Source organism: Sulfitobacter maritimus (genome assembly GCF_013346665.1).
In the GTDB taxonomy this organism is placed as follows: Bacteria; Pseudomonadota; Alphaproteobacteria; order Rhodobacterales; family Rhodobacteraceae; genus Sulfitobacter; species Sulfitobacter maritimus.
Genome location: NZ_JABVBB010000019.1, coordinates 75050 through 92495 on the forward strand (window position 1 = coordinate 75050; position 17446 = coordinate 92495).

Here is a 17446-nt window from a genome sequence, read left to right on the forward strand (position 1 = left end):
TAGCGGGGCTTGACGCCTCGTTATCAGTTCGCGTTTATTGATCGTATAGCGATATTGCGTATTACTATGTAATACTTCGCTGCAAGTAAAAAACGGTCCGGACGCATGTTCGTTAATCACAGGGAGTTGACCATGAAATCCACGGTCTTGAAATCAACCGTCGCGGGGCTCATTCTAGCCGCTGCGGCAAGCACCGCTTCGGCGGACAAGGCGAATGACACTTTGCGTGTCGCCTTTACCAAAGAGCTTGAAAACGTCGATAGCTACTTCAACTCCTCTCGCGAGGGGGTGGTTTTGCAGCGCGCTGTCTGGGACGGTCTGATCTATCGCGACCCAGTGACCAATGAATACCAAGGCAACCTTGCGACCGAGTGGACTTGGATCGACGACACGACCATCGAACTTAAATTGCGCGAAGGCGTGAAGTTTCACGATGGCTCTGACTTTACCGCCGATGACGTGGTGTTCACAGTCAACTACGTTGCGGATGAAGCGAATGGCGTAAAAACACAGCGCAACGTCAACTGGATGAAATCGGCTGAGAAAGTCGATGACTACACCGTGCGCATCATGCTGAAAGAGAAATTCCCGGCGGCAATCGAATTTCTCTCTGGTCCGGTGTCGATGTATCCCAGCGACTATTACGCGGAAGCCGGTCCCGAAGGCATGGGCCTGAAACCCGTCGGCACTGGCCCTTACAAGGTAACCGAGGTCATCCCCGGCCAGCAGTTTAAACTTGAAGCCTATGAAGGCTACCACGACAGCCCCAAGGGCAAGCCCAGCATCAAGAATATCGACATCCGTACAATTCCGGATGTGAACACGCAAATGGCAGAGCTATTTAGCGGTTCGCTCGATATGATTTGGCAAGTCCCGTCTGACCAAGCCGAGAAGCTTGGGCAACGTGATGAGTTTCAGGTCTCCAATGAATCCACCATGCGTGTCGGCTATCTGACGATGGACGCGGCTGGCCGTTCGGAGGACAGCCCTTTCACCGATATCCGGGTCCGCAAGGCGGTAAACTACGCGATCAACCGGCAAGAGCTGGTAGATGCTTTGCTGAAAGGTAAGTCCAAGGTCGTCAACACGCCTTGTTTCCCCAGCCAGTTCGGCTGCGATGAAAGCGCTGCAGTGGCCTATGAGTACGACCCGGAAAAAGCAAAAGCATTGCTTGCGGAAGCAGGCTATGAGGACGGGCTTTCAGTTGACTTCTACGCTTACCGTGACCGCGAATATGCCGAAGCAATTACAAGCTATCTGAACGCTGTGGGCATCGATACGAACTTCAAGATGTTGCAATACTCCGCCCTGCGCGAGCAGAATATGAAGGGCGAGACGCCGATCTCTTTCCAGACATGGGGCAGCTATTCCATCAACGACGCTTCAGCGATGGTCAGCCAGTTCTTCAAACATGGTTCTCTCGACTATGCTATGGATGACGAGACGCGCGACTACCTGACAAAAGCGGATAGCTCGACCGACCCAGAAGTGCGCAAAGAGAACTACAGCAAGGCGATCGAACGGATCACCGAGCAAGCCTATTGGGCGCCAATGTTTTCCTATAACACCAACTACGTGATGACCAACGAAGTGAACTATACGCCAACGGCGGATGAGGTTCTGCGTTTCACGACGATGGAATGGAAATAAGCCAATCGGCAGGGGCGACTTGATTGCCGCCCCCGCCTTTTTCCTCTCTCCCCAACATCCTTCCATATCCAAGGCGGTAGGCATTTTGCCTCCGGCACAGCCTCAAGGTAGTTGCACAGGTGCTTCAATTCATTCTCAAACGCTTGGGATTGGCCATTCTCGTGGCCTTCACCGTGTCGTTTATCAGCTTTAGCTTGCTGTTCTTATCCGGCGACCCAGCCGCGGCATTGGCCGGCGAAACCGCCAGTGGCGAAGACGTCGAAGCGCTTCGCAGGCTTTATGGTTTCGACCGTCCGATGTTGGTACAATACGGCGATTGGCTGTTTTCGGCACTGCAAGGCGACTTTGGTGAAAGCTACTATTTCCGTCTGCCGGTTGCTTCGCTGATTGCAGACCGTCTAAGCGTTACCATGATCCTTGGCGTTTGCGGCATTACCTTTGCGCTGCTGACTGCGGTGCCGCTGGGAGTGGTCGCTGCAATCCGCCCAAATTCGATCATCGACCGTATCGCCCTGTTCATCTCGGTAGCTGGTCAAGCGATGCCAAGCTTTTGGTTCGGCCTGATCTTGATCGTGGTCTTTGCCATTCAACTGGGCTGGCTGCCACCATCGGGCACCGCCACATGGCGCCATTTTATCTTACCCACCATTGTGCTGGGCTACTACGCGATGCCCGCCATCATGCGGCTGACCCGTGCCGGGATGCTTGATGTTCTGAGTTCTGACTACATCCGAACCGCCCGCGCTAAAGGCGCGAACGAGACCCGCGTGATGTTCCGCCATGCGCTGCGCAACGCGATCATCCCGGTCGTGAGCCTCGCCGCGGTGCAAATGGGTTTCATGCTCGGAGGCTCCATTGTTGTGGAGTCGATCTTTGCTCTGCACGGCGCGGGCTATCTGGCGTGGGAAAGCATCGCGCGCAACGACCTGCCCACTGTGCAGGCGCTAATCCTGATCTTCTCGATGTTCTACATCGTTTTTACCTTCCTCGCAGACGTGCTCAACGCATGGCTCGACCCCCGCATGAGGACCAGCTGACATGGCCACCACAAGCACGCATGACAGCCTTCTCGACGAAATCTCAGGCCCGACGCCGGCCCAGATGCTGCGCAAACGGATCTTCGGGCATCAAGGTTTCCTGATCGGGGCCATTGTTCTGATCCTGCTCACCATCGTTGCAATCCTTGCTCCATGGCTCGCGCCGCACGACCCCTATGCGCAAAGCCTGATGAGCCGCATGGAACCGCCAGTCTTTCTGGGCGGTGATTGGGAGCATCCTTTGGGGACCGACCATTTGGGCCGCGACTACCTGTCACGCCTGATCTACGGCGCACGGATTTCGCTGCTGATCGGGGCCGTGGCGGCACTGATTTCGGGCGTGATCGGCACGGCTATGGGTGTCGCTGCTGGCTACTTTGGCGGTAAGGTCGATGCGGTCGTAACTTTTCTGATCAACGTGCGTCTGGCAATGCCGGTGGTGCTGGTGGCCCTCGCGGTCGTGGCAATCCTCGGCGGCTCGCTGCAAGTGGTGATCGGTGTGCTCGGGTTGCTGCTTTGGGATCGGTTCGCGGTGGTGATGCGGGCCTCGACCATGCAGGTCCGGCGGCGTGAATATGTGGCGGCGGCTCAAGTGATCGGTGCCTCAACTCCGCGCATCCTCCTGTCCGAGATCATGCCCAACATTGCCAACAACCTCATCGTCGTTGTGACGCTGGAAATGGCCCATGCGATCCTTCTCGAAGCGGCACTGTCTTTCCTTGGTCTTGGGGTGCAACCGCCGACGCCGAGTTGGGGGCTTATGGTCTCTGAAGGGAAAAACATGATGCTGTTCGAGCCGTGGCTCGTGCTGATCCCCGGTGCTGTCCTTTTCGTGCTGGTGCTGGCGATCAACCTGATGGGTGACGGCCTGCGCGATGTGACCGCCCCCGAGAACCGGAGCTGACCCATGACAGAACCACTTTTGAGCGTCCGCAACCTGCGGCTGGACATTCCCACGGGCAGCGGCACCTTGCATGCGGTGCGCGGGATCGACTTTGATCTCAACCGGGGCGAAACCCTCTGCATCGTCGGCGAAAGCGGCTCGGGCAAATCGCTCACCTCGCTCGCGTTGATGGGGCTCTTGGGCAAATCCATCAAGCGGAACGCGGATCGGATGACCTTTGACGGGATCGAGCTGACCACCGCCAGCCAAGGCCAGATGCGCAGGCTGCGCGGGGCGCGGATGGCGATGATCTTTCAAGAGCCGATGACCTCGCTTAACCCGGCCTACACCATTGGAGACCAACTGGCAGAGGCGCTACTCTTGCACCGCAAAGTCAGCCGCCAGCAGGCCCGCGACCGGGCGATTGAACTGCTCGAAAAAGTCGGCATCACCGCGGCCGAGAGCCGTCTGTCGCAATACCCGCACCAACTCTCGGGCGGTCTGCGACAGCGCGTGATGATCGCCATGGCGCTGATGTGCGAGCCGGAACTGATCATTGCGGACGAGCCGACAACCGCGCTCGACGTGACCATTCAAGCGCAAATCCTGCGGCTGTTGCACGATCTGGGGCGCGAGATGAATATGGCCGTGATCCTCATCACCCATGACCTCGGCGTCGTGGCCCGCGTGGCCGACAAGGTCGCGGTGATGTACGCCGGTGAGCTGGTCGAGACCGGCCCGGTGCGCGACATCTTCAACGCGCCCTCGCATCCCTATACCCGCGGGTTGCTGCGCTGCATCCCCCTGCCAGGTAAGACCGACCGGGGCGCGAAACTGGGCACCATTCCGGGCATTGTGCCCTCGCTCGTGGGCGAGGTCGAGGGCTGCGTCTTCCGTACCCGATGCCCCCACGCGGTGGCCGAATGTCGCGGCGATATCCCCAAACGCGAGGACGGCAACCACGCTTTCCGTTGCATATTCCCCGATGGCAAACGCCATTCCGAGAAGGAGCTGACCGTATGAAGGACAGCGTGAACACCCCCCCGGTGCTGGAGCTTTCTGGCGTCAGCAAGACCTACCGGGTGAAGCAGGGCATGTTCGGCAAGGTCAAACCGCTGACGGCGGTGAACGACGTATCGCTGCAACTGGGGCGTGGCGAAGTGCTGGGTCTGGTGGGCGAATCCGGCTGCGGAAAATCTACCCTCGCGAAAATCCTGTTGGGATTGGAGCAGCCCACCGGAGGTCACGTCAAAATCGACGGCGAAGAGATCACCCAACAGGGCCGTCTGGCGCTGGCGCGGCGCATTCAGCCTATTTTTCAAGACCCTTACTCATCGCTCAACCCGCGCAAGAGCATCTATGACGTGATTTCTCTGCCGTTGCGGGTGCACAACATCGGCGATGAAGCGAGCCGCAAGAAGAAGGTCAAAGAGATCCTCGACGTCGTCGGCTTGCCGCAGCGGGTGATGAACACATACCCCAGCCAGATGTCGGGCGGTCAGCGTCAGCGTGTCGCCATTGCCCGGGCACTCATCATGAAGCCTGAAGTGGTGATCTGCGACGAGCCGACGTCGGCGCTTGATGTTTCAGTCCAAAGTCAGATCCTCAACCTTCTAGGCGAATTACGCGAGGAGTTTGGCCTCACATATCTTTTCATTAGCCATGACCTTGCGGTGGTCGAACACCTCGCGACCCGCGTGGCGGTGATGTATCTAGGCGAGATCGTCGAGCAGAACTCGGTCGCCGGTCTTTTCGACGCGCCGCGCCACCCTTACACCAAGGCGCTTTTGAAATCCGTGCTGACGCCGGAGCCCGGTTTGGGCGTGCCGGACACCCAGCTTGGCATGGCCTATCCGAACCCGATCGCGCCGCCGCCCGGGTGCCATTTCCATCCGCGCTGCCCGCGCGCAACGGACCTGTGCAAACAAAAGGCACCGCGTCACACCCCGATCCCGCAGGGGCATGTCGCTTGCCATCTGCATGATCCGGAAACACCCATGTACGAACAAGAGTAGTCAAATGTCCCTGAACCTGTCGCAGAGCACGCAAACCCGCAAAACCGTTATCGAAACCGAGCATGGTGTCGTCGCCGCACAGCACCGGCTGGCCGCAATAGCCGGGGCGGAGGTGCTCGCAGCGGGGGGCGATGCGGTGGATGCAGCAGTGGCGACATCTTTTGTCATCGGCGTGTTAGAGCCATGGATGAGCGGCCCGGCAGGGGGCGGGGCGATGATGCTTTGGCGCGCGCAGGAGGGGCAGGCCCATGCGCTGAACCACGGCATGCGCAGCCCCGCCAAGCTGAACCCTGACGACTATCCGCTGAGCGGGCGCGGCAAGGCGGGGGATCTCTTCCCGTGGGAGCATGTCGAAGACGACCGCAACGTACAAGGCGCCACCGCTGTGGCGGTGCCGGGGGTGGTCGACGGACTGGGTCAAGCGCACGGTCGCTTTGGAAAGATGCCGTGGAGCGAGTTGCTCTCGCCCGCGATCGACCACGCCCGCATGGGGATGATGGTGGATTGGTACGCTGCGCTCATCATCGCCTCCTGCACCCGCGAATTGGCCAAGGACCCCGATGCCGCCGCGCTGTTCCTTGAAGATGGGCAGTGGCCAACGATCAGTGGCTGGACCGCGCTGGCCGAAAAGCGGCTGGACCAATCGCGCATGGCCGACAGTCTTGAGCAAATCGCCCGCCACGGGGCGCGGACGCTTTATGACGGTGACCTGGGTGCCGCCATGGCCAAAGATATACAAGACAAGGGCGGCTGCCTCAGCCACGCCGACCTGCAAGCCTACCGCGCCGAGTTCAGCGCGCCGCTTGATTTCGCCTATCGCGATGCGCGTTTCCATGTCGTGCCGGGGCTGACCGCCGGACCAACCTTCCGTGACACCTTTGCCTCTCTCGCGGCCGAAGACCTTGGCCAAGCTCCCGGCCCCGACAGCTATGCCGCCATGGCCGAAGCGCTCAAAGGCGCCTATGCCCGCCGCCTCGGCTCCATGGGCGACACCGGCGAAAGCCCTGACGCACCGGGCTGCACCACGCATTTCTCGGTGGTGGATCGCGATGGCAATATGGTCGCCCAAACCCAAACGCTGCTGTCGATCTTCGGCTCACGCGTCGTCTCGCCCTCCACCGGCTTTTTGATGAACAACGGCATCATGTGGTTCGACCCGGTGCAGGGCCGCCCGAACTCTCTAGGCCCGAACAAGCGCTGCCTGATGAATGTCTGTCCGGTGATCGGCGAACAGGGCGACAAACGCTTTGCCTTCGGGGCATCTGGGGGGCGCAAGATTTTGGGCGCGGTGGCGCAACTGTCGTCCTTCGTTACCGATTTCGGCATGTCGTTGGAGGACAGCTTCCACGCGCCGCGCATTGACGCGTCTGACGCGACCAGATTGATTGCAGACGATAGCCTGCCGCGTGAGGTGCTCAACCGGCTGCGCGAAGACAACGACGTCACCGAGACTAAACGCACAATTTTCCCCTATGCCTTTGCCTGCCCTGCGGGGGTGATGCGCGATGCGGGCCGCAATTCGGGCTGCACCGAGATCATGTCGCCTTGGGGGGACGCCATTTCCGAAGATATGACAAAGGACATTTCAGCATGACCCGCGACAGCGCGACCGATAACGTTACCTCTTATTTCGACCAAGGCGATTTCCAGTCCGAACTTGCCAATCTCGTGTCATATGAGACCGAAAGCCAGAACCCGGATCAGGCCCCCGAACTCAAGCGCTACCTGCAAGAAACTATGGAACCACGCCTTTCGGCGATGGGCTTCACTTGCACGCTCTATGACAACCCCGCGCCAAATGGCGGTCCGCTTTTGGTGGGCGAGCGGCATGAGGGCGACACCTTGCCTACAGTGCTGACCTACGGCCACGGCGATGTAATTCGCGCCCAGACCGACCAGTGGCGCAAGGGGTTGCATCCGTTCAAACTCGTCGAAGAGGGCGACCGGCTTTATGGCCGGGGCACCGCTGACAATAAGGGCCAGCACTTAATTAACATCGCGGCGATGGAAGCGGTGTTGAAGACGCGCGGCAAACTTGGCTTTAACTGTCGCATTGTGATTGAGATGAGCGAAGAGACCGGCAGTGCGGGGTTGGCTGAGTTCTTTACCGAACACCGCGAAAAACTGACGGCGGATGTGTTGATCGCCTCGGACGGACCGCGTCTTCAGCCGGATGTGCCGACGATGTTTATGGGCTCGCGGGGCGGGGTCTCGTTCGACCTCATCGTGGATAAACGCGAGGGGGCGCATCATTCCGGCAACTGGGGCGGGCTGCTGGCCGATCCGGCGATGATCTTGGCGCAGGCGCTCTCGACCATCACCGACAAACGCGGGCAAATTCAAATTCCCGAATGGCGGCCTGACAGCCTGACCCCTTCAGTCCGCGAAGCGCTGAAGGGTCTGCCGATTGAAAGCGACGGCGGCCCCCCCATCGACACGGATTGGGGTGAGAAAGACCTGGCCCCAGTCGAGCGCGCCTATGGCTGGAACAGCTTTGCCGTACTGGCAATGAAGAGCGGCGTCCCTGAGGCCCCGGTCAATGCGATCTCCGCCCATGCAAAGGCAACCTGTCAACTGCGCTATGTTGTGGGGACCGACCCTGAGGATATTCTGCCATCGCTGCGCCGCCACCTCGACAAACATGGCTTTGACGAGGTGCGGATCGAGCCACATGACCGCGGCTTCTTCCGCGCCACACGGCTGGATGCAGACCATCCATGGGTAAAGTTCGTGGCCCAGTCCCTCACGAAAAGCGCAGGGAAAGCGCCGCATATCCTGCCCAACCTTGCCGGATCACTGCCTAACGACAGCTTTAGCGACATCTTGGGCGTGCCGACCGTCTGGGTGCCGCATTCCTACCGCAGCTGCTCGCAGCACGCCCCGGACGAGCACGTGCTAAAACCCGTTTGCCGCGATGCGCTTCGAGTGATGGCAGGGGTGTTCTGGGATCTGGGCGAAGGCAATACACCCTCAAAGGCGCGTTAAGGCGCGGACGGGTGGTTGAGAACAGCCAACCGCTTTGCTGGTACGACTGACAACCGACAACGGCGGTGTCGCGCTACGCGAGATTGCGACTTGATCAGTAAAGCTCAGTCAACATTCCGGTGTCGGCTGTGCTCTATCTTGGACCGATCCAAGCGGGGCAGCTATCAGAGGCTCCATCCGTGCCAGACCACATTTCGCCTCTGATCCTCTTCCGCAACTGGACCTTCGGGTCTCTGTAGGTTTCCGCGCTGGCTTTCAATTTTGGCGGTCTTGTGCAGGCCGTATGCCGCGCGAATATCCGAGCCGGCTGGGCCGACTGGGCGCGGATGGATCCCGAGAAGGTCGCGAAGATGTATCAGGAGGGCGCGACCGACGAGATGGACGCCGTGCGCAGATACGCCGTGATCCTTGACTGGGGAACAGGTGAGTTGATGCCAAAATCAACAGCACAGTTCCGCGAGAGCTTTGAGAAGCGCTCGGTCGCGCACTGAACTTAACGATACCTGCGGCCCGGCGAAGACCTGCCGGGCCGCAGACTTATAAGCGCAGCGCGTTGGTATGGTCGGCGCTCGATATTCTTTGCATTCTGCTGTCCACATGACCGACAATGACCGGGAGAATCGCTAGTGTTCTTTCGCACTTTCCGCCATATCGCCGCGGATCAACGCAAATTTTGAGCAAATTCCGGGATTATTTACTTCTTTTTTGAGCGATCTGCGTGTAAGGGCATATTGCGTCGTTATGGGGGAGGCTGCTTTGGCAGGCACGGCATGGGGCGCGATCAACAGGGGGCTGCCCCCGCAGGAGGATAAAATGAATTTTAGTAAGTTTGCCCGTTCCACCACTGCCGGTATGATCGCCGGTGCCGTCTCGCTTGCCGCATTGGCCAGCGCTGCCACGGCGGAAACCGTGCGGCTGCGGTTCCACACGTTCTATGGGACAGAGATCGACCCAATCGCGGACAAGTTCAAAGACGCGGTGAAAGAGGCCTCTGACGGGTCGCTGCGCATCCAATACTTCCGCGGCGGGGAGCTTGTCGCCTCTGACCAGTTTGCGGATGCGGTGTCTAAAGGCACGCTCGACATCGTACACGGGCATGGCGGTTATTGGTCCGGTCAGGTCGACATCGGCAATATCGAAGCAGGTCTGCCCGGCGCATGGACCAGCGTTGAAGAAGCCAAGGCGATCTTTGAAAGCGAAGAGGTCAACAGCCTGCTGACCGAGGCTTACGAAGAAGCTGGCACCGTCTTTCTCGGCAAGGGCTATGGCCATAACTACGACCTGTTGACCAAAGAGCCTGTCACCTCTCTTGAGGACCTCAAGACCCGCAAGATCCGCGCGACATCGAACGTGGCGAAGGTTCTGGATTACTTCGGTATCCCAACAGTTTACCTGCCCGCACAAGAGCTTTACATCAGCATGTCCACAGGCGTGATCGACGGTGCGATCTACGGTGGCCCGGTTGAATATGAGCAGCTGAAGCTGAACGAAACAGCCAAGCACTACACCTATTTGAACATGCTGATGCCCGGCTGGACTGAGACGTTCCTTGCCAACCCCGCAAAATGGGAAAAGCTGTCGGATGAGCATAAGGCGATCCTTGAAGAAGCCATCGCGCAGTTCGCCGATGACATCCACAACTGGCTGGCCGAAGGCAATGAGAACGTCGCCGAAGGCACGTTCGAATACGCCACCCTGCCCGAAGCGGATTCCGCAGAGCTGACGGTTGCCGCACAGACTGTCTGGCAGGAAGAAGCTGAACGCTCCCCGCGCAACAAGGCGTTCATCGACGCGCTGGTTGCCAATGCCAAGGCGCAGGGCCGCCTGAAATGAAGCCAGTGACAAGGTATCTTGTCCTTCAGGATGGCCTGTCCGACTTTGTCGGGCGGGCTATTTCCTGGCTCAGCTTGGCGCTCATCGGGGTGCTGATGCTTGAGATCGTTGCGCGGTATTTCTTGAACGCGCCGACCATTTGGGCGCATGAAGCCAGCACGATGATCTACGGCGCATTCTGCCTTTTGGCGGGCGCTTATACGCTGCGCTACCGCGGGCATGTGCGCTCCGAAGTGCTTTATGGCATCATGGGACCGCGCGGCAATGCCTTCTGTGACACCGTTGTTTTCTCAATCGGTCTTGTGGTGCTCCTGGTCTTTCTGAAACTGTCCATTGAGTTTGCGGCAGACAGTTGGGCGGTGCGCGAATATTCGAACAAAAGCATTTGGCAGCCGCCGCTTTACCCGATCAAAACGGTGATCCCGATCGCTGTTGGTCTGGTGATCTTGCAAAATATTGCAGAACTATTGCGGGCTGTGCTGACGCTTTTCGGCATCGCATATGACGACCCGCGTGAGGGTGAGTTGGAAAGCGAAGTTGACCCCGTCCTGCTGGATGCCCTGAAGAAATAATCCCAAAACGCGCAGGTGCCGCCTGCGAGAAAGAAATGTGATGGCTGATCTCGATCCGCTCGCAATCACCGCGATTATGTTCGCGTCGATGCTGGTGCTTATGGCGATGGGCGCGCCCTTGGCGTGGGCCTTGACGATCTCGGGCGTGGGCAGTGCCTATATGCTTTGGGGGCCTGGGGGCCTCGACTTGTTGGTCAGCTCGACCTTCAGCGCGATGGACAACTTCCTGTTGGTGGCGCTGCCGCTGTTCATCTTTATGGGGCTGGTCCTGCAACGGTCGGGCATTACCGACGATTTGTTCGGGCTGATCCATAAGCTGATGGGTGGCGTGTCTGGCGGCTTGGGTGTCGGCACGGTGATTATCTGTGCGCTGATCGCAGCGATGGCGGGGGTGTCTGGCGCGGCCACGGTCTCTCTTGGCATCATCGCTCTGCCAGCGATGCTCAAACGAGGGTATGACAAACGGCTGGTCACCGGCACGATCATGGCAGGCGGCGCGCTTGGCTTTCTAATCCCGCCATCGGTTTTGATGATCATTTACGCCTTTTTATCGCGGGACTCTGTGGGCAAGCTCTTTGCCGCCGGGCTGATGCCGGGGTTGATGCTGGCGGGGATCTATATGGTCTATATCCTGATCCGCTGCCGCCTGAACCCGGATCTCGGCCCGCCCACGCCAGTTGATGAGCGCTATAGCGGGATCGAAAAGCTCAAAGCTCTGCGCCATCTGATTGCACCCGGCCTGCTGATCACGGCGGTTCTGGGTTGTATCATCGGGGGTGTCACCTCACCGTCAGAGGCCTCTGCAATCGGTGCCTTTGGGGCGCTGCTCATCGCGGCGCTGCACGGGCGGCTGAACTGGGATCTCTTGCGCTACGTCATGCTGACCACGACCAAGCTGATGGGCATGTTGATGTGGATCACCATTGCGGCGGTGTTCTTTTCCAAGATTTACGTAGGTCTCGGCGCGGGCATGATCGTTGGCGAATTGATCGAAGATTTCGACGTCGCACCAATCTGGGTGATCATCGCGATGTTGGCGACCTATTTCCTTCTCGGCATGTTTTTGGACGATTTCGCCATCGTCTTTATCACCGTGCCGCTCTTTGTGCCGATCGTCCGAGAGCTGGGCTATGATACGACATGGTTCGCAGTGCTCTTTATCCTGTCGATGCAATCGGCCTATTTGACGCCGCCTTTCGGGTACAACCTGTTTTACATGCGGTCCGTGGCGCCCAAGGAAATCACCATCGTTGACATCTACTGGTCTGCGATCCCCTTTGTGCTGTTGCAGCTTTTCGGTCTGGCCTTGGTTGTCGCCTTCCCGCAGATTGCGCTTTGGCTGCCGAGCGTGCTGTTCAACTAAGTTGAGGCGCGGGGGGTGATCCTCCGCGCCTCGTTCTCGCTTGGTGGTTAAGACGTGAAACCCGCCTTGCCACTGCCGAGCAGGGGGGCTGCATGGGTCAGCGCCATGTCGCTGCGCGAGAAACGGATCGGCGTGCGCAGCCCTGCGATGCCTTCCGGCGCGATCTGCATACCACGCGCTTCGATCTGCGGCTCGGCCAAGGCTTCGGCCACATTGTTGATCGGGCCAACCGGCACCCCGGCCACCTCTAGTGCGGCAATCAGATCGCCCTTTGTCCAGCGCCATGTCTCCTCTGCCAGCACTGCGCAAAGGGCGTCGCGATGGGCCACGCGCTGCGGGTTGGTTTTGTAATCGGGATGCGCAGACAGGTCGTCGCGCGATAGCACCTGACAGAAGGCGCCGAACTGTCGGTCATTCCCGCAGGCGACGATCAAATGCCCGTCGGACACCGGGAAAACCTGATAGGGGACGATATTGGGATGCGCGTTGCCAAGCCTTGTCGGGGCCGCGCCGCCGAGCAGGTAGTTGGTCGCCTGATTGGCCAGAACCCCGACCCCGCAATCAAGCAAGGACAAGTCCACATGCTGTCCTTTGCCAGAGCGTGCGCGTTCGGCCAGAGCAGCTTGGATGCCAATCACGCCATAAAGTCCGGTGAAAATGTCGATCCATGCCACGCCGACCTTTTGCGGTTCCCCCTCTGGCTCGCCGGTCAGGTCCATAATGCCGCACATGCCTTGGATCAAAAAGTCGTATCCCGGTTGTTTCGCGCGGGGGCCGTCTTGGCCAAAGCCAGTGACAGAGGCATAGACCAGCGCCGGGTTTGCCTCTGACAGGCTGGCATAATCCAAGCCGAATTTTGCGAGCCCGCCGACTTTGAAGTTCTCGATCAGCACATCGGCAGAGGCGATAAGTTCCTTCAACTGCCCAAGGTCGTCCGCATCAGAGAAGTCACAGGTGATGGACCGCTTCCCACGGTTGGCCGAGTGAAAATAGGCCGCGACCTTCTCCGTGCCGCCATCGGGCAGGGGGCGCTCGATAAAGGGTGGCCCCCAACGGCGGGTGTCGTCGCCTTCGGGCGCTTCGACCTTGATGACCTCCGCACCCAGATCGGCGAGCGTTTGGCCGATCCATGGGCCGGCGAGGATGCGGGCGAGTTCGACGACCTTCAGGCCCTTGAGTGGCGCATCGTTACTCATCGGTGGCCTCCTGAAAACACTTTTGCATATTCGTTCCTATCTTCTAGCGGTTCACAGTGAGGATATGCATGGAAACACCCGGGCTAAACCGTTAAAACCGCATGATACCATGTAGGGGATGAATGAATGCGACAGCGACGGTTTCTCCCTTCGATCAAGCTTTTGACTGCGGTTGACGCGGTGGTGCGCCACCGTTCTGTCACCGCAGCGGCGCTTGAGCTTGATCTGACGCAAAGCACGGTAAGCCGATTGATCCTGACGCTGGAAGCGCAATTGGGCAAGGAGCTGTTCACCCGCGAACGGCGGCGGCTGATCCCTACGCCCGCAGCGCTGCGCTATCAGCAAGACATCGCTCGGGCGTTGGATACAGTGCAACGCGCAACAATGTCGGTGATGACGAACCCGCATGGGGGAACGCTGTCTTTGGCGGTGCTGCCCACCTTCGCGACACGTTGGCTTGGCCCTCGTCTGGGCGCGTTCCTGACTGCGCATCCCGGTGTGGCGGTCAATATGTCCACGCGGATCGGCCGTGTGCAATTTACCGATGAGGCTTTCGACGCGGCAATCTATTTTGGCACCGGGGATTGGGAGGGGGTCGGTCAGATGAAATTGCTCGAAGAGACCGTCACCGCCTGTGTGTCGCCTGAGTTCGCCGCCGCCCATACGCTCGGCAGCATCGATGATCTTGCGCGACTGCCCAAACTGCATCTCGAAAGCCGCCCCACCGCTTGGGAGGAATGGTTCGCAGGGCAGGGCGGCGCGGCCAAAGACACCGGCGGCATGGTGATGGACCAGTTTTCGATGATGATCCAAGCGGCAATCTCAGGTCTTGGCGTTGCACTGCTGCCTGATTACCTAGCAAAGATTGAGATTGAAGAGGGCAGGTTGCAGCCGGTTCTGCGCCAGTCCATCCCTGTACGCGAGGCTTATTGGTTGGCCTGGCCGCTGGTAAAAGAGGAAGACGCGGCGCTGGTGGCCCTGCGCGCATGGCTCGGTCAAATCTGCGGGGCGCAGAGCCCGGTGACACGGGCTTAAAGGTAGGGCGGCGTGCAGGCAGACACGACGATGGCGACCCGGTCCGAGACATTGCGAAAGCGATGCGGCTCGCGCGAGTTGAACAGATAGGCATCGCCCGCCTTCAAAATCCGCGCGTTGTCGCCAACAATCACTTCAAGCTCACCCGCAATCACGATGCCCCCCTCGCTTGCGGGGTGGCAGAGCATTTCTTCGCCCGTATCAGCGCCCGGTTCATAGGTTTCATGCATGATTTGTAGCCCATGTTCCCGCGCATTGCCGACCTGCTTCAGCGCCATCTGCCCCACGGGTTCCCCATTTTCGGAGTAGATGCGCGAAGTGAGGTCTTTGAATTCATCAGGGGTAAAGAAGGGCGCGTTGCTTGGCGCGGCCTCAGGCTCAAAAAACTCGGACATTGAAATGTCCAAGCCGCCCAGAATCTTGCGCAGCGTGGCGACGGAGGGACTGCTCTTATTCGTTTCGACCATGGAGATTTGACCATGGGGAACATCTGCCGCTTCGGCAAGTTTGCGCTGCGAAAGCCCTTGATTCATGCGAAGTTCACGAAGGCGAGCCCCCACGTCGAAACCTGTCATATGCTGTTCTCACTGATGATATCTGTCGAAAGCTACCGCATCTAAGAATGAGATAAAAGCATTGGAGTGTTCAAAATAATGAGCTATTGATGATCAATATTCGCTATTCAGGAGGGCTGACGATGTCACGCAGCGAGGAATTAAAAACACGGCGCACGGCAGCGGTCGCCAGTGGTGTGGGCACCCGCGGTATTTATGCAGAACGTGCGGAAAATGCCGAATTGTGGGATGTGGACGGCAAGCGCTACATCGATCTGGCTGCGGGCATCGCGGTGAACAACACCGGTCACCGTCATCCCAAGTTGATGGCAGCGGTGGCAAAGCAGGCCGAAGCCTTTACGCACACCTGTTTTCACGTCGCGCCATATGAAAGCTATGTCAGCTTGGCCGAGCGGCTCAACAAAAGCACGCCGGGTGATTTCGACAAAAAGACCATGCTGGTCACCACCGGCGCCGAAGCGGTTGAGAACGCCGTGAAGATGGCGCGGGCCTTTACCGGGCGTTCGGGCGTCATTGCTTTCTCTGGCGCATTTCATGGCCGGACGCTGATGGGCATGGCGCTTTGCGGTAAGGTTCAGCCCTACAAAAAAGCCTTTGGCGCCATGCCGCCCGAAGTCTATCACGCGGCCTTCCCAAACAGCTATCATGGCATCACGCCTGAGATGAGCTTGGCTCAGTTGGATCAGCTGTTCAAATCCACGATTGATCCGGAGCGTGTGGCGGCGATCATCCTTGAGCCGGTCCAGGGCGAGGGCGGCTTTAACATCGCACCAGCGGAATTCCTGCGCGGTCTGCGCGAGGTTTGTGACACCTACGGCATCATTCTGATCGCGGATGAGGTGCAGGCCGGGATGGCCCGGACGGGCAAGCTTTTTGCGATGGAACACGCGGGCGTTGCTGCGGACTTGGTGACCATGGCAAAGGGTCTGGCAGGCGGCTTCCCTCTGTCTGCGGTAACCGGGCGTTCTGAAATCGTCGACGCTGCCCCCACCGGCGGGATTGGTGGCACCTATGCGGGCAACCCGCTTGCCGTAGCTGCCGCCCATGCCGTGCTTGACGTGATTGTTGAAGAAGACCTTTGTGCGCGCGCCGAAGAAGTTGGCAATGCGCTGCGCGAGCGGCTCGATGCCTTGGCCGCCCGGCAGGGGATGGAAGCGATCGGCGACGTGCGTGGCCTTGGTGCAATGGTCGCCTTTGAGCTGGTCACCGACCGCGCGACCCGCGCACCGGATGCCGCTTTGACCCAAGCAATTGTAGCAGAAGCAGAGGCCCGTGGTTTGATCATCTTGCCATGTGGCACCCACGGCAACGTGGTGCGCCTGCTGCCGCCACTGACCATTCCGATGGCGCAGGTCGATGAGGCACTGGATATCCTCGAAGCCTCCATTGAAGCGGCTGTAGGACAAGCACGCGCGGCTGCTTAAATTAGTAAGACGGCAAACGGACCCTGCGGTTCGTTTGCCGTCCTTTATTGCGCTTCGCCAAAGGTGGCGACCAGTCGGCGCAGGCGATCTACCCTACAGGCGCGCAACGGTACTTATTTTGAGGTGAGCGCGCCGCCAGACAGCCGTGATTTTCGCTGCGGAGACCTTGATCCGGCAACGCAAAGCGCAGGCGACAGGCCAGTTGTATTAGCATGCCGCGCCCTTAAAACACTGACTGACAGGCGATCAGAAAGCCGAAAGCCGGGGGATATCGTTAACCACGTCCTTCGGGGTCAGCCCAAAACTCAATCCGCGTCCGATCCGATGGGCCAGCGCTGACCAGCTTTGCGCTTGGGCTGCCGGTAACTCTTCGTGCAGCACCTTGTCGAATAGTGCCAGCCAAACGGGAAAATGCTCTACATGCACATTGCCCGCGGCGCGGTGCACCTGCATTGGATTCCCGTCATAACTGCGCTGCAATAACAGCGCATTGCGCCAAAACCGCCCGATCTTTTCTTCATGCGTGGGCCAGTCGGTCACATGGGAGGCAAAAACGGGGCCCAAATTCGGATCTTGTCGCACGGCAGTGTAGAACCGCGATACCACGCGATCAATCTGCGCTTCGCTTACCGCGACGCGGGGTGGCATGGTCATACGGCGAAAATCCAAACGAAGATCAGGCTGATAATAAGATAGACCAACGTATTGACCATCCAACGGATCAGGCCTGCTTCGCCTTCTGGATCAACACCAAGCCGCTCGCAGACTTTCGTTCCGGGCCAAAGGAATGCTTCGGATAATGTCATGTCGGACTCCTTAATGCGTATTTGCATTGCGTATTATATTGCCTCTTTTAAACACGCATTGCAAATGCTAAT

Annotated in this window: 17 protein-coding genes; 13 read left to right on the forward strand and 4 right to left on the reverse strand. The window is 59.0% G+C overall.

All coding sequences use genetic code 11. The features are described 5' to 3' along the window. The first annotated feature begins 132 nt into the window (after nucleotides 1-132). From HTT03_RS01330 to HTT03_RS01380, 11 genes are all read left to right on the forward strand, one after another. A complete protein-coding gene (locus HTT03_RS01330) occupies nucleotides 133-1650 on the forward strand; it encodes an ABC transporter substrate-binding protein (RefSeq protein WP_174858082.1) in 1518 nt (505 codons plus the stop codon). 119 nt (nucleotides 1651-1769) lie between these two features. Further along, on the forward strand, nucleotides 1770-2687 hold the full coding sequence (locus tag HTT03_RS01335; protein WP_174858083.1) for an ABC transporter permease subunit: 918 nt from the start codon (nucleotides 1770-1772) through the stop codon (nucleotides 2685-2687). 1 nt (nucleotide 2688) lies between these two features. Beyond that, nucleotides 2689-3591, forward strand: coding sequence for an ABC transporter permease (locus tag HTT03_RS01340; protein WP_174858084.1), 903 nt, complete (start codon nucleotides 2689-2691; stop codon nucleotides 3589-3591). Nucleotides 3592-3594: 3 nt separating this feature from the next. Beyond that, nucleotides 3595-4593, forward strand: a complete 999-nt coding sequence (locus HTT03_RS01345; protein WP_174858085.1) for an ABC transporter ATP-binding protein — start codon at nucleotides 3595-3597, stop codon at nucleotides 4591-4593. Beyond that, nucleotides 4590-5585, forward strand: coding sequence for an ABC transporter ATP-binding protein (locus HTT03_RS01350; protein ID WP_174858086.1), 996 nt, complete (start codon nucleotides 4590-4592; stop codon nucleotides 5583-5585). The genes HTT03_RS01345 and HTT03_RS01350 overlap by 4 nt, the downstream gene beginning before the upstream one ends. 4 nt (nucleotides 5586-5589) lie before the next feature. Beyond that, nucleotides 5590-7179 carry a gamma-glutamyltransferase gene (locus tag HTT03_RS01355; protein ID WP_174858087.1) on the forward strand — a complete coding sequence of 530 codons (1590 nt, stop codon included), beginning with the start codon at nucleotides 5590-5592 and terminating at the stop codon, nucleotides 7177-7179. Beyond that, the gene (locus HTT03_RS01360; protein WP_174858088.1) at nucleotides 7176-8570 is read left to right on the forward strand and encodes a M20 family metallopeptidase; all 1395 of its coding nucleotides are present in this window, start codon (nucleotides 7176-7178) and stop codon (nucleotides 8568-8570) included. Before HTT03_RS01355 ends, HTT03_RS01360 begins: the two co-directional genes overlap by 4 nt. A gap of 326 nt (nucleotides 8571-8896) precedes the next feature. Further along, entirely contained in the window at nucleotides 8897-9061 is a 165-nt protein-coding gene (locus HTT03_RS01365; protein ID WP_217482700.1) for a hypothetical protein, read from the forward strand. A 322-nt stretch (nucleotides 9062-9383) separates the two neighbouring features. Further along, nucleotides 9384-10403: a TRAP transporter substrate-binding protein gene (locus HTT03_RS01370; RefSeq protein WP_174858089.1), complete on the forward strand. Its 1020-nt coding sequence runs from the start codon at nucleotides 9384-9386 to the stop codon at nucleotides 10401-10403. Beyond that, nucleotides 10400-10975 (forward strand): TRAP transporter small permease subunit, encoded by a 576-nt coding sequence (locus tag HTT03_RS01375; RefSeq protein WP_174858090.1) that lies wholly within the window; start codon nucleotides 10400-10402, stop codon nucleotides 10973-10975. The genes HTT03_RS01370 and HTT03_RS01375 overlap by 4 nt, the downstream gene beginning before the upstream one ends. Nucleotides 10976-11015: 40 nt before the next feature. Continuing rightward, on the forward strand, nucleotides 11016-12338 hold the full coding sequence (locus HTT03_RS01380) for a TRAP transporter large permease (RefSeq protein WP_174858091.1): 1323 nt from the start codon (nucleotides 11016-11018) through the stop codon (nucleotides 12336-12338). Nucleotides 12339-12385: 47 nt separating this feature from the next. Here HTT03_RS01380 and HTT03_RS01385 read toward each other — a convergent pair whose 3' ends face one another. Then, the gene (locus HTT03_RS01385) at nucleotides 12386-13534 is read right to left on the reverse strand and encodes a CaiB/BaiF CoA transferase family protein (RefSeq protein WP_174858092.1); all 1149 of its coding nucleotides are present in this window, start codon (nucleotides 13532-13534) and stop codon (nucleotides 12386-12388) included. 126 nt (nucleotides 13535-13660) lie between these two features. On the opposite strand from HTT03_RS01385, the gene HTT03_RS01390 reads away from it, so the two are divergent. Next, the gene (locus HTT03_RS01390; RefSeq protein ID WP_174858093.1) at nucleotides 13661-14569 is read left to right on the forward strand and encodes a LysR family transcriptional regulator; all 909 of its coding nucleotides are present in this window, start codon (nucleotides 13661-13663) and stop codon (nucleotides 14567-14569) included. Here HTT03_RS01390 and HTT03_RS01395 read toward each other — a convergent pair. Beyond that, the gene (locus HTT03_RS01395; RefSeq protein WP_174858094.1) at nucleotides 14566-15144 is read right to left on the reverse strand and encodes a cupin domain-containing protein; all 579 of its coding nucleotides are present in this window, start codon (nucleotides 15142-15144) and stop codon (nucleotides 14566-14568) included. The genes HTT03_RS01390 and HTT03_RS01395 overlap by 4 nt on opposite strands. 122 nt (nucleotides 15145-15266) lie before the next feature. Here HTT03_RS01395 and gabT point away from each other — a divergent pair, with 122 nt between their 5' ends. Continuing rightward, nucleotides 15267-16568, forward strand: a complete 1302-nt coding sequence (gene gabT, locus HTT03_RS01400; protein ID WP_174858137.1) for a 4-aminobutyrate--2-oxoglutarate transaminase — start codon at nucleotides 15267-15269, stop codon at nucleotides 16566-16568. A 246-nt stretch (nucleotides 16569-16814) separates the two neighbouring features. On the opposite strand, the gene HTT03_RS01405 is transcribed toward gabT, so the two are convergent. Both HTT03_RS01405 and HTT03_RS01410 read right to left on the reverse strand, forming a co-directional pair. After that, nucleotides 16815-17222: a group III truncated hemoglobin gene (locus tag HTT03_RS01405; protein WP_174858095.1), complete on the reverse strand. Its 408-nt coding sequence runs from the start codon at nucleotides 17220-17222 to the stop codon at nucleotides 16815-16817. Continuing rightward, nucleotides 17219-17374, reverse strand: coding sequence for a hypothetical protein (locus HTT03_RS01410; RefSeq protein WP_174858096.1), 156 nt, complete (start codon nucleotides 17372-17374; stop codon nucleotides 17219-17221). Before HTT03_RS01410 ends, HTT03_RS01405 begins: the two co-directional genes overlap by 4 nt. Nucleotides 17375-17446 lie beyond the last annotated feature (72 nt).